This window comes from Streptomyces sp. NPDC020996 (assembly GCF_040641355.1).
In the GTDB taxonomy this organism is placed as follows: domain Bacteria; phylum Actinomycetota; class Actinomycetes; order Streptomycetales; family Streptomycetaceae; genus Streptomyces.
On sequence record NZ_JBFADM010000006.1, the window covers coordinates 183,040 to 195,245 of the forward strand.

Here is a 12,206-nt window from a genome sequence, read left to right on the forward strand (position 1 = left end):
CGTCCGAAATTCCCTGCCGCGATATCGCATCGTGAGACATCCGGCCGCCCGTCCCGGACGGGCACCTGCCCAGGAGGGAGGGGAGCCACGCGACGAAGTGGGACCTGTCAGAAGTGGGACGTGTCACAAGGACGTGGCACCGGACGTGCTACGGGGCGTGTCGCCACGCGTGTCGCAGGACATGTCCCGGGGCTTGTCGCCACGCGTGTCGCAGGTGGTGCCGGACGTGTCGCAGCAGGTGCCGGACTTGTCGCAGGTGGTGCCGGACGTGTCGCAGGTGGTGCCGGGCGGGGGAGGCTACTTCAGCGGGCGCACGCCCAGGGGGCCGCCGATCTCCTCCGCCATCACCCTGCCGGCCTCGAACTCCAGCGTCTCGTCGCCCATGCCCTGGTCGGTGTCCAGGCCGTCCAGCTCCGCCAGGGGCTGGTCCAGGCGCACGTGGGCGAGGACGGAGTGCAGGGCACGCAGGGTCCCGGAGGCCGTGGCGCCCCAGTTGGAAAAGTAGGAGAACTGCCACCACCACAGGGCCTCGGTGACGCGGCCCGCGCGGTAGTGGGCCATGCCGTGGCGCAGGTCGGTGATGACGTCGGCCAGGTCGTCGGAGATGCGGGCCGGCACCGGGGCCTTGCGGGGCTCGTAGGGGTCGAAGACCTCCGAGTAGACGTCGACCGGGTCCAGCAGCCGGGCGAGGTTCTCGCGGAGCTCGTCCACGTCCGGTTCCGGGCCGAGGTCGGGCTCGTAGCGCTCCTCCGGCACGATGTCCTCGTGCGCGCCGAGCCGGCCGCCGGCCAGCAGCAGCTGGGAGACCTCCAGCAGGAGGAAGGGGACCGCCGAGCCCGGCTCGTCGCCCTTCGCGACCTCCGTGACGGCCACCAGGAAGCTCTCGACCTGATCGGCGATCTGGACCGCGAAGTCGTCCGGGTCGTGCGCCGTGGAGTGCAGCGTCGCGTCGGGCAGCGTGGCTTCGGACAGCGTCGCGCCGGACAGCGTGGCGTCAGTCATCTCAGACATCTAGGAGTCGTCTCCCCTCGAAGGCGCGTCCGAGGGTCACCTCGTCCGCGTATTCCAGGTCGCCACCCACCGGGAGGCCGCTGGCCAGGCGGGTGACCTTCAGGCCCATGGGCTTGATCATGCGGGCGAGGTAGGTGGCGGTCGCCTCGCCCTCCAGGTTCGGGTCCGTGGCCAGGATCAGCTCCGTGACCGTCCCGTCGGCCAGCCGCGCGAGGAGTTCCCGGATCCGCAGGTCGTCCGGGCCCACACCCTCGATGGGGCTGATCGCCCCGCCGAGGACGTGGTACCGGCCGCGGAACTCGCGGGTGCGCTCGATCGCCACGACGTCCTTGGGCTCCTCGACCACGCAGATCACCGACGGGTCGCGGCGGGCGTCACGGCAGATGTTGCACAGCTCCTCCTGCGCGACGTTGCCGCAGGCCGCGCAGAAGCGGACCTTCGCCTTGACCTCCATGAGCGCCTGCGCCAGCCGCCGTACGTCCGTCGGTTCCGCCTGCAGGATGTGGAAGGCGATCCGCTGGGCGCTCTTGGGACCCACGCCGGGCAGCCGCCCCAGCTCGTCGATGAGGTCCTGGACCACGCCTTCGTACAACGGACTGCCGTCCTTCCTGGGGTGCCTTACGGTACGTACGGTAGTTGGCCGCGGCCCCGGTTAGAAGGGCAGTCCGGGGATACCGCTGCCGCCGCCCAGGCCCTGGGCGAGCGGGCCGAGCTTCTGCTGCTGGAGCGTCTGCGCGTTCTCGTTGGCCGCGTGGACCGCCGCGACGATCAGGTCGGCGAGGGTCTCGGTGTCCTCCGGGTCCACCGCCTTCGGGTCGATCTTCAGGGCGCGGAGTTCTCCGGCGCCGGTGACCGTGGCCTTCACCAGACCGCCGCCGGCCTGGCCGTCGACCTCGGTCCGCGCCAGTTCCTCCTGCGCGTTCTGCAGGTCCTGCTGCATCTTCTGGGCCTGCTGCAGCAGTTGCTGCATGTTCGGCTGGCCACCACCGGGGATCACGATCAGCTCCTTGTCCGCACAGGGTCTTGCCGTCCGCCCCGAGCCTACGCGGTCCGCGCACGCACCGCCCCGGCACTCTTTCGGGTGAGTGGATTCCGAGTCCTATACCTGATCAAGACCCTCTTCCGGGCGGAAAGGAGGAGAAAGACGCCTCTTCGCCACCCATTGAGCGGTAGGAAGGGTCCGGCGCGTCAGCCACACGCGTCACGGCGTCAACGCGTTCAACGTGTTCAACGTGTTCAACGCGTCAACGGTGTCAGGCGACGTTCGCTCGGGACCGGCGGGTCCGGGACCGGCAGGGTCCGGGACCGGCGGGTTCGGATCAGTAGGGAGTGCCGGGTGGGTCAGCCGGAGATGCAGCCCGAGGGTCCGTCTCAGGACGAGCGGGACGAAGGGCCCGCCGGGCTGCGGCCGGGCGACCAGACCGGACGGCCCTTTCCCGTCGGGGACTGGGGGGAGCCCGCGGAGCGGCTGCACGAGCTGTACCGCTGGGCGGAGCGCGGCGCGCTGGAGACGGCGGCCTGGTACCTCGCCGACCGGGTCGGCAAGCGGCGGGCGGCGCGGGCGCTGCGGGCCGGCGCCGCGGCGGGCGCGGTCACCGGGGCCGCGCTGCCGCTGCTGGACCTGACCGGGTGGGCCGACGGGGCGGCCGTGTGGGGGTATCCGGCGCTGCTGCTGGCGGTGGCGTGCGTGGCCCTGGACCGGGTCTTCGGGTTCACCTCGGGCTGGATGCGGGACGTCGCGACCGCGCAGGCAGTGCAGCGGCGGCTTCAGGTGCTCCAGTTCGACTGGGCGTCGGAGAACGTGCGGGAGGTGCTCGGTCCGGCCGAGGGCACGGCGAGCGAGGCCGCCGAGCGGTGCCTGGGGGTGCTGCGCCGGTTCTCGGAGGACGTGGCGGAACTGGTGCGCACGGAGACGGCGGGCTGGATGGTGGAGTTCCGCACCGGCCCGGCGCCCATGAGCATCCAGTCGGCGGCCACGACCGGCGGGCGGCCGGAGCCGGTGAACGGCCACGCGCGCTTCCCGCTGCCGCCCGGAGCGGCGAGCGCCCGCCCCAACATGCCCCGCCAGCGCCCGCCCGAACCCCGCTGACGCGGAGCCGGGCGGCCGGCTGCGGGTGAGCCGGGCCCCGCGGGTGCGCCGACGGCCACAGGGCCGCCGCCCCGCGAGTGAGCCGGTCCCGCAGGTCAGCCGACCCGGCGGGTCAACTGGCTACCGCGGGTACGCCGACCACCCTCGCGGATGCGCCGGCCGACCGCGGCGGCACCGGTCACCGCGGCGCCACCGGGCCCTGCGGGTACGCCGGGCCCCACGGCTACGCCGGGCCCCACGGGTGCGCCGGTCACTGCGGGTGCGCCGGTCACTGCTTGGTGTACGTCAGTGACTCGCCGTTGCTCGTGTTCACGCGGTCCAGCGTGCCGTCCGGCCGCAGCGTGATCTCGGTGGCGCCGCCGGGTGAGCAGGAGCCGGAGTCGCCGCCGGAGGTCACGGTGGACGGGCCGATCTCCAGCGGTCCGCCGTCGGCCGGCTTCTCGCTGAGCGCGGCCTGGAACACGCAGTGGTAGTCGCCGCTGCTGGTGGGCCCGTCGGCGGTCAGGGACAGCACCGTGTCGCCCACCTCGCCCTGCTGGATGGTCAGACGCCGGGTGTGCTGGCCGTCGGCGTTGGTGATCGTGGCGGTCCAGGTGCCCAGGTAGCCGGCCGGGATCGTGCCGTCCGGCGAGGCGGAGTCGGATACGGAGGGGGACGGCGACGCGGTCGTCGGCGTGGGCGTGGGCGTGGTCGGGCCGGGCGTGGGGGACGCGCTGCTGGTGGGGGGCGGTGAGTGCTTGTCGTCGGCCTGGTCGTCGCCGCCGTTCAGGAGGGCGTAGACCGTGCCGCCGGCCCCGAGCGCGACCACCAGGGCGATCGCGACCAGGGCCGCGGTGGAGCGGCCGTTCCGGCGCGGGGGTTCCGGCGGGGCGCCCGCGCCGGAGCCCGACGACGGGCCGTACGGCGGAGTGGGACCGTACGGCGGAGTGGGCCCGTACGACGGGGTGGGCCCGTACGACGGAGTGGGCCCGTACGGCGGGGTGGAGCCGAGCGCGCCGTAGGCGCCCGGGGACTGCTGCGGGTAGCCGTAGGCGCCGGACTGCTGCTGGGGATGGCCGTAGGCGCCGGACTGCTGGGGGTAGCCGTAGCCGGGGGGCTGGGGGTGCTGCTGGGGCGCGCCGTAGGCGGGGTGCGCGGGCGCGGCCGGGGTCGTCCGGCCGGCGGCCATCGTCGGGAGGTGGTTCAGCGGCGCGCCGTCGCCCGGCCGTCCCGGCGGGGGCGGAACCGCGAACGGCCCCGGCTGCGACGCCGGCTGCGGCTGCGGCGTCGACTGTGGCTGCGACGCCGGCTGCGGCACCGGCGCCGGGCCGCTGTCGGCGCCGACAGCGGCGGCTGCTGCGGCTGCGGCGGCTGCGGCGGCTTCGCCCGCGGCGGCGGGAGCGGGCCCGGGGTCGGGCCCGGGGTCGGGGTCGGGGTCGGTGGTCGCGGGCTTGCGGAGCGAGATCTCCGCCGTCCGCTGCGGGTCCTCCGAGTCCAGCAACTGCACCGCGCGCCGCCCGAGTTGGGCGACCAGCGCGCCCGGCAGCCACGGATCCCGCGACCGCCCGTCCGAGACGGTGTCGTCGGCCCCGGTGCGGCTGAGGATCCGGTCCAGCGTCGGACGGGCCGCGGGGTCCTTCTTCAGGCAGTCCCGCACCAGGTCGGCGATCCCCTCGGGCACGCCCTCCAGGTCCGGCTCCTCCTCGGCGATGCGGAACATCAGGGCGTGCACCCCGCTGTTGGCGGCGCCGAAGGGGAGGCGGCCGGTGGCGGCGTAGGCCAGCACGGACCCGAGGCAGAAGACGTCGCAGGCCGGGGTGATCCGGTCGCCGCGCACCTGCTCGGGCGCCATGAAGCCGGGCGAGCCGACGAGCGCGCCGGTGCGGGTGAGCCCGCCGTCGGTCACGGTCTCCATGGCCCGCGCGATGCCGAAGTCGATGACCCGGGGCCCGTCGATGGTCACCAGCACGTTGGACGGCTTCAGGTCGCGGTGGACGATCCCGGCGGCGTGGATGTCCTGCAGCGCGTGCGCGAGCCCGGCGGCGAGGATGCGCACCGACCGCTCGGGCAGCGCCCCGTGGTCGTGCCCGACGACCTGCTGGAGGCTCGGCCCGGCGACGTAGCCGGTGGCGACCCACGGCACGGGCGCCTCGGTGTCGGCGTCCAGCACCGGCGCCGTCCAGTGGCCGCCGACCTGCCGCGCGGCCTGCACCTCCTGCCGGAAGCGGGCCCGGAACTCCTCCTGCGCGGCCAGTTCCTCGCGCACCAGCTTCACGGCGACGGTACGCCCCCGGTCCGACCGCGCCAGATACACGTACCCCATGCCGCCGGCGCCGAGCCGCGCCAGCAGCCGGTACGCGCCTATCCGCTGCGGATCCCCCGCCTGCAGCTTCTCCATCGCAGGCCCTCCCCCGTGCCGCCCCTGTGCAACGGCCCCCACGATAGTGCGGCCGTCCCGGGCGGTGGGGCTGGGCCGTCTCTACGGTTCCGTAACAGGAGTGCCGAGCCGGTCGAGCACCTCGGACAGCCGTTCCAGCGCCCGTACCGCGTCGGCGAGGTCGGCCTGCCCGAAGGCCTCCGCCAGCCGGTCGGCGAAGGCCGCGTGGCCGGGACCGATCCGCCCGACCGCCGCCCGCCCCGCCTCGGTGGGCGCGAGGAGCTTGGCGCGGCGGTGGGCGGGGTTGGGCCGGTACTCGGCGAGTCCCCGCTCGACGAGCAGGTCGGCGACGCGCTGGACGCTCTGCCGGGTGATGCCCATCGCGCGGGCGATCCCGGAGACGGGCAGCGGCTCGGCGAGGACCGCGCCGAGCACCTGCCACCAGGCGGTGGTGAGCCCGGCCGGCCGCGCCAGTTCCTCGGCGACGGCGAGGAACTGGCCGTTGAGCCGGAACACCCCGAGGGCGCCGCGGCTGAGCAGTTCCTGGCGCTCCCGGCTCACCGGGCACCGGCCCGCTGCAGCACGGCGTACGCCTCCGGGTCGGAGTCGTGGTAAAGCCGGTACCAGGCGTCCAGGACCTCGCCCTCGTACACCCCGAGCAGCCGCAGGATCTCGCGGGCGAAGGCGACCGGCTCGGTGGGCCCGGCGGTGACCAGGCCGCCGTCGGTGACGGCGTCGGCGTCGACGTACCGCCCGCCGCCGCGGTAGCCGGTGGCGGCGAGGTAGAAGGACACCGCGCTGGTGTGCCCGCGCTGGTCGAGCAGCCCCTCGCGGGCGAGCCCGGCGGTGGCCCCGCAGATCGCGGCGACGGGCACCCCGGCGTCGAGGAACTCCCGCGCCTTGCGCGCGAAGGGCGCGAGCCGGTCGCCCGCGTCCCACAGGTCGGCGCCCGGCAGGATCAGCAGCGAGCTGCCGGACGGCCGTACGTCGTCCAGGACCAGGTCGGGGCGGACGGCCAGCCCCCCGATGCTGCGCACGGTGTCCGCCGAGGCGCCGACCGTCCGCACCTGGTACCCGGCACGGGCGAGTGAAGCGGTCGCGTACCCGGTCTCCCAGTCGGCGAGGGTGTCGTAGACGGCGAGGTGTACGGGGTGACGGTTCACGGGTCCTCCTCGGCACGATGACGCACGATGACACGGCCAATCCTGACAGCAGGCTGTCATTTACGCAGCATGCTGTCAAAAGAGAGCGCGGGCCCCGTCGACAGACTGTCGCGCCGTCCCGCCGACCCGGGGACAGAACGCCGATGTCGCCTTCCCCTCCCGGGCGCCTACGCTCGCCGGCATGACCCCTCAGCCAAACCCCGAGGCCGGCGCGGCCGTGAAGGCCGCGGACCGTGCGCACGTGTTCCACTCCTGGTCCGCGCAGGAACTCATCGACCCGCTCGCCGTCGCCGGCGCCGAGGGCTCGTACTTCTGGGACTACGACGGCAAGCGCTACCTGGACTTCACCAGCGGGCTCGTCTACACGAACATCGGCTACCAGCACCCGAAGGTCGTCGCCGCGATCCAGGAGCAGGCCGCGCGGATGACCACGTTCGCGCCCGCCTTCGCCGTGGAGTCCCGCTCCGAGGCCGCCCGGCTGATCGCCGAGCGGACGCCGGGGGACCTGGACAAGATCTTCTTCACCAACGGCGGCGCCGACGCCGTGGAGCACGCGGTGCGCATGGCACGGCTGCACACCGGACGGGCCAAGGTGCTGTCGGCGTACCGCTCGTACCACGGAGGCACCCAGCAGGCCGTCAACATCACCGGCGACCCCCGGCGCTGGGCCTCCGACAGCGCCACCGCCGGCGTCGTGCACTTCTGGGCGCCCTACCTGTACCGCTCCCGCTTCTACGCGGAGACCGAGGAGCAGGAGTGCGCGCGGGCGCTCGAGCACCTGGAGACGACCATCGGCTTCGAGGGGCCCGGCACCATCGCCGCGATCATCCTCGAGACCATCCCCGGCACGGCCGGGATCATGGTCCCGCCGCCCGGCTACCTGGCCGGGGTGCGGGAGCTGTGCGACAAGTACGGGATCGTGTTCATCCTGGACGAGGTCATGGCCGGCTTCGGGCGGACCGGCGAGTGGTTCGCGGCCGACCTCTTCGGTGTCGTCCCCGACCTGATGACCTTCGCCAAGGGCGTCAACAGCGGATACGTGCCGCTGGGCGGCGTCGCCATCTCCGGCGCGATAGCGGAGACCTTCGGCAAGCGGGCCTACCCGGGCGGCCTGACCTACTCCGGTCACCCGCTGGCCTGCGCGGCCGCCGTCGCGACGATCAACGCCATGGCGGAGGAGGGCGTCGTGGAGAACGCCCGCAAGCTGGGCGCGTCCGTCGTCGGCCCCGCCCTGCGCGAGCTGGCCGACCGGCACCCCAGCGTCGGCGAGGTCCGCGGCACCGGCATGTTCTGGGCGGTCGAGCTGGTGAAGAACCGGGAGACGCGCGAGCCGCTGGTGCCGTACAACGCGGCCGGCGAGGCGAACGCCCCGATGGCCGCCTTCGCCGCCGCCGCGAAGAAGCACGGCATCTGGCCCTTCGTGAACATGAACCGCACCCACGTCGTGCCGCCGCTGAACACGAGCGAGGCCGAGCTGAAGGAGGGGCTGGCGGCGCTGGACGCCGCGCTGTCCGTGGCCGACGAGTACACGGTCTAGCGGGCCTGCCCGGACTTTCCCGTCACCGGCCGCCCACAGCCGGGCGTCCGCCACAACCCGGGGAATCCGAACGCGTAAGGTGGCGTGCTCGTAAAGGTATACGAGCACGTGCGCGAGCACGCCACCCGACCGCGACGAGGAGACGCCCGACCCATGCCCCCCAGCAGCGGCAGCGGCGCCGTCACCCGGAGCACCCTGCGGCAGCAGATAGCCGACGCGCTCCGCGACGAGGTGCTGGCGGGACGGCTCCAGCCGGGGCAGGAGTTCACGGTCAAGGAGATCGCCGAGCAGTACGGGGTCTCCGCGACTCCCGTCCGCGAGGCCCTGGTCGACCTGGCCGCGCAGGGACTCCTCGACGCCGACCAGCACCGCGGATTCCACGTCCACGAGTACTCCGTGACGGACTACCGCGGCATCGTCGAGGCCCGCGGCCTGGTCACCGACGGCATGTTCGACGCGATCGAGCGCGGCCACGAACGGTTCCGGCGCACCGACGCCCCGCGTGCCGCGGCCGCCCTCGCGGGCGTGCGGCGCCGCGCCGAGGAGGCCCGGCGGGCCGCGCTGGCCGGTGACCTGACCGTACTGATCGGCTACGACCTGCGCTTCTGGCGCGAACTGGGCACCCTCTTCGGCAACCCCTACCTCTCCGACTTCCTGCACCGGCTGCGCGTGCAGTCCTGGGTGTGCGCGGTGCAGCACCTGCGCCGGCTGGCCGACCTGCGCGGTGTGCTGTGGCACCGGCACACCGACCTGGTCGACTCCCTGGCGCAGCGCGACACCACGACCGCCCGCGGCATCGTCCAGGCGTACGACGCCCACGCACTGGACCTCATCGAGCGGCTGGCCGCCCGGTGAGCGGGCCGGCCGAGGTCGTCGACCTCTCCGTGATCATCCCCGCCTACAACGAGGAGCGCCGGCTCGGACCGACGCTCGACGCCGTCACCCGCTACCTGAGCCAGAACGAGGGCCGCTGGGGCACCTGGGAGGTCGTCGTCGCCGACGACGGCTCCAGCGACGGGACCGGGGACCTGGTCACCGAGCGCGAGGACCCCCGCGTCCGGCTGGTCGCCGGCCCCCGCAACCGCGGCAAGGGCAGCGCCCTGCGCCTGGGCGTCGCCGCCTCCCGCGGCCGGCGCGTGCTGGTCACGGACGCCGACCTGGCGGCGCCGATCGAGGAGCTGGAGAAGCTCGACAAGGCGCTGTGCGAGGGCAACTCGGCGGCGATCGGCTCCCGTTCGGTGCCCGGCGCGACCATCGAGGACCGCCAGCACCGGCTGCGCGAACTGCTCGGCCGCGCCGGCAACGTACTCATACGCCGGACAGCCGTGCCCGGCATACGGGACACCCAGTGCGGCTTCAAGCTGTTCGAGGGCGACCTGGCCCGCGAGGCGTTCGCCGACTCCCGGCTCAACGGCTGGGGCATCGACGTCGAAGTGCTGCGCCACTTCCACCGCGCCGGCCGGCAGATCGCCGAGGTCCCCGTCCGCTGGTCCCACCAGCCCGGCTCGAAGGTGCGCTCCCTCGACTACCTCCGCGTCCTGGCCGAACTGACCCTGCTGCGCGCCCGCGCCGTGCGCCCGGCCGACGTGCTGGCCGTGACCCTGTTCCTGCTGATGTCGGCGGCCCTGTACTCGGGCCGGCTGACCGACCCGGGCCACCGCTACCTCCCCGACTCCCTCCAGGACCAGAACCAGTGGGAGTGGTTCTTCGCGGTCACCGCCGACAACGTCGCCCATCTGCGCAACCCGCTCTTCACCGACCTCCAGGGCTTCCCCGACGGCGTGAACCTCATGGCCAACACGGTCATGCTGGGCCTGTCCGTGCCGTTCGCCCCGCTGACCCTGCTCGCGGGGCCGGCGGTCTCGCTGAGCGTCGCCATGGCGCTGGGCCTGGCCGCCACGGCCGCCGCCTGGTACTGGCTGATCGTGAAACGCGTCGTACGACGCCGCGCCGCGGCCTTCACCGGCGCGGCCCTCGCCGCGTTCGCGCCGCCCATGGTCAGCCACGCCAACGCGCACCCCAACTTCGTGATCCTGTTCATGATCCCGCTGATCGTCGACCGCGCCCTGCGCCTGTGCGCGGGCACCCGGGTCGTGCGGGACGGGATCGTGCTCGGGCTGATGGCGGCCTATCAGGTCTTCCTCGGCGAGGAGCCACTGCTGCTCGCGTCGATCGGCATGGTCCTGTTCGCGGGCGCCTACGGGGTCGCACGGCGGGACGTCACCAGAGCCGCCTGGCGGCCCCTGCTGAAGGGCCTGGGGATCGGCGCGGCCGTCTGCCTGCCGCTCGTCGCCCTCCCCCTGGCCTGGCAGTTCGCCGGCCCGCAGAGCTACCAGAGCGTGCTGCACGGCGACAACGCGGGCAACAGCCCCCTCGCCCTGCTGTCGTTCGCGGAACGCTCCCTGATCTGGGGCGACGCGGCACGCGCGAACGCCCTCTCGCTCAACCCGACCGAGCAGAACGCCTTCTACGGCTGGCCGCTGGTCGCCGTCGCCCTCGCGATCGTCGTACGGCTGTGGGAGCAGGCGCTGGTCAAGGCGCTGGCGTTCACGGCGGTGGCCGCCGCGGTGCTCTCACTGGGGCCGAAGTTCCGCATCCCGATGACGGACCAGGTCTACCCGGGCCCCTGGGCGCTGCTCGCCCACAAGCCGCTCTTCGAGTCGGTCATCGAGGGCCGGGTCGCGATGATCTGCGCGCCGGTGCTCGGCATGCTGCTCGCGCTCGCGGTGGACAAGCTGGCGGCCACGCGCAGCCCGGGCACGCAGTACATCGGCCTGCTCGGCGTCTGCCTCGCCCTGCTGCCGCTGATCCCGGCCCCGCTGAAGGCGGTCGACCGGGCCGGGACGCCGGCCTTCTTCACCGACGGGGCGTGGAAGCGTTACGTCGGCGACGGCGAGTCGCTGGTCACCGTGCCGCTCCCCGACCCCGGCAACGCGGAGGCGCTGCACTGGCAGACCGAGGCCGGCCTCGGTTTCCGGCTCCCCGGCGGCTACTTCAACGGCCCCTACGGCGACGACCGCATCGGCATCTACGGGGCGGTGCCGCGCTACACCTCCAACATGCTGCGCGAGGTCCGCTACACGGGCGTGGTCCCGGCCATCGGCAAGAACTGGCGGGCGCAGGCCCGCCGGGACTTCGCCTTCTGGAAAGCGGGCGTGCTGGTGGTCGCCCCGCAGCAGCACGACGGCGCCCTGCGCAAGGCCGTCACCGAACTCGTGGGCCGGGAGGGTAAGTGGGTCGACGGCGTGTGGGTATGGGACCTGCACGACGCGCATCCGCGCGAGGCGGGCTGACCCGAACGAAGGGGCTCACCCCGGCCCGCACCGACTACCCTGCGATGACCACCCTGCTGCTGTCCGAGCTCGTTGTCTGAGGAGCCCTCTTTGGCCTGTGACCTGTGGCTGGTACCGCTCGTCGACGTGTTGTGCCACACGCCCGACAACCCGTTCGCCGAGGAACTCGCGCAATACAACAAAGCGCTCGCCGAGGCCGGGCTGCCGCCGGTGCCGGTCTACCAGTACATGCCGGGGCTGTCCGGCGAGGTCGCCCCGGTGGCCGGCTTCGACTACGACGCGCTGCACTTCCTGCGCCGCGTCTACCTCCTCCAGGTGTGCGGGCTCCCGCTGACGCCGGTCGACGCCCTGGGCGGCGACTACGAGCAGCTGCTGGAGATGTTCGAGTCGACGGCGCAGCAGTCGCACCTGGTCTGGCACTACGACCACGCGGGCGCGTACGTCCCCGTCGACTTCCCCGCCCCGCTGTCCAACGACGACCTGCTGGCGAACGGCGGCCCGCTGGGCTCCTCCCAGGCGCTGCTGCGGGAGCTGGAGTTCGTGGCCCCGGCGATCGGCATCGACCCGGCCAACCCGCCGGCCGCCCCGGCGCCCCCGGCGGCCCCCACGGACCTGGAGGAACCGGCCGTACCCGCCCCGTACGACCCCAGCCCCTTCGCCCGCGAACGCCACGTCTGGCTGGGCCTGCACGCGGCGGCGACCCGGTCCCTGGCCCAGGGCTCGATGATCGTCTTCAGCTGAACCGGCCGCCCGACGC

Annotated in this window: 11 protein-coding genes; 5 read left to right on the forward strand and 6 right to left on the reverse strand. The window is 73.6% G+C overall.

From position 1 onward, the window contains the following. Positions 1-297: 297 nt before the first annotated feature. Genes AB0G63_RS07195 through AB0G63_RS07205 form a run of 3 tightly spaced genes read right to left on the reverse strand, consistent with a single transcriptional unit; the run spans position 298 to position 2,008 of the window. Positions 298-957, reverse strand: a complete 660-nt coding sequence (locus tag AB0G63_RS07195; protein ID WP_360745754.1) for a DUF5063 domain-containing protein — start codon at positions 955-957, stop codon at positions 298-300. A 46-nt stretch (positions 958-1,003) separates the two neighbouring features. Then, positions 1,004-1,603 carry a recombination mediator RecR gene (recR, locus tag AB0G63_RS07200; RefSeq protein ID WP_360745563.1) on the reverse strand — a complete coding sequence of 200 codons (600 nt, stop codon included), beginning with the start codon at positions 1,601-1,603 and terminating at the stop codon, positions 1,004-1,006. Between the two features lie 60 nt (positions 1,604-1,663). After that, positions 1,664-2,008 carry a YbaB/EbfC family nucleoid-associated protein gene (locus AB0G63_RS07205; protein WP_324789863.1) on the reverse strand — a complete coding sequence of 115 codons (345 nt, stop codon included), beginning with the start codon at positions 2,006-2,008 and terminating at the stop codon, positions 1,664-1,666. Between the two features lie 339 nt (positions 2,009-2,347). Here AB0G63_RS07205 and AB0G63_RS07210 point away from each other — a divergent pair, with 339 nt between their 5' ends. After that, entirely contained in the window at positions 2,348-3,100 is a 753-nt protein-coding gene (locus AB0G63_RS07210) for an SLATT domain-containing protein (protein ID WP_360745567.1), read from the forward strand. Between the two features lie 268 nt (positions 3,101-3,368). Here the strand turns inward: AB0G63_RS07210 and AB0G63_RS07215 are convergent, their stop codons facing one another. From AB0G63_RS07215 to AB0G63_RS07225, 3 genes are all read right to left on the reverse strand, one after another. After that, on the reverse strand, positions 3,369-5,477 hold the full coding sequence (locus tag AB0G63_RS07215) for a protein kinase (RefSeq protein ID WP_360745570.1): 2,109 nt from the start codon (positions 5,475-5,477) through the stop codon (positions 3,369-3,371). An 81-nt stretch (positions 5,478-5,558) separates the two neighbouring features. Then, positions 5,559-6,017: a helix-turn-helix domain-containing protein gene (locus AB0G63_RS07220; RefSeq protein WP_360745573.1), complete on the reverse strand. Its 459-nt coding sequence runs from the start codon at positions 6,015-6,017 to the stop codon at positions 5,559-5,561. After that, on the reverse strand, positions 6,014-6,619 hold the full coding sequence (locus AB0G63_RS07225) for a DJ-1/PfpI family protein (RefSeq protein ID WP_360745576.1): 606 nt from the start codon (positions 6,617-6,619) through the stop codon (positions 6,014-6,016). Before AB0G63_RS07225 ends, AB0G63_RS07220 begins: the two co-directional genes overlap by 4 nt. 181 nt (positions 6,620-6,800) lie before the next feature. On the opposite strand from AB0G63_RS07225, the gene AB0G63_RS07230 reads away from it, so the two are divergent. The 4 genes from AB0G63_RS07230 to AB0G63_RS07245 all read left to right on the forward strand — a co-directional run bounded on the left by AB0G63_RS07230 (position 6,801) and on the right by AB0G63_RS07245 (position 12,190). Then, the gene (locus tag AB0G63_RS07230; protein ID WP_360745579.1) at positions 6,801-8,156 is read left to right on the forward strand and encodes an aspartate aminotransferase family protein; all 1,356 of its coding nucleotides are present in this window, start codon (positions 6,801-6,803) and stop codon (positions 8,154-8,156) included. A gap of 153 nt (positions 8,157-8,309) precedes the next feature. Then, on the forward strand, positions 8,310-9,011 hold the full coding sequence (locus AB0G63_RS07235) for a GntR family transcriptional regulator (protein ID WP_360745583.1): 702 nt from the start codon (positions 8,310-8,312) through the stop codon (positions 9,009-9,011). Next, entirely contained in the window at positions 9,008-11,449 is a 2,442-nt protein-coding gene (locus AB0G63_RS07240) for a dolichyl-phosphate beta-glucosyltransferase (protein ID WP_360745586.1), read from the forward strand. Before AB0G63_RS07235 ends, AB0G63_RS07240 begins: the two co-directional genes overlap by 4 nt. Positions 11,450-11,539: 90 nt before the next feature. Next, positions 11,540-12,190 carry a hypothetical protein gene (locus tag AB0G63_RS07245; RefSeq protein WP_360745589.1) on the forward strand — a complete coding sequence of 217 codons (651 nt, stop codon included), beginning with the start codon at positions 11,540-11,542 and terminating at the stop codon, positions 12,188-12,190. Positions 12,191-12,206: the final 16 nt, after the last annotated feature.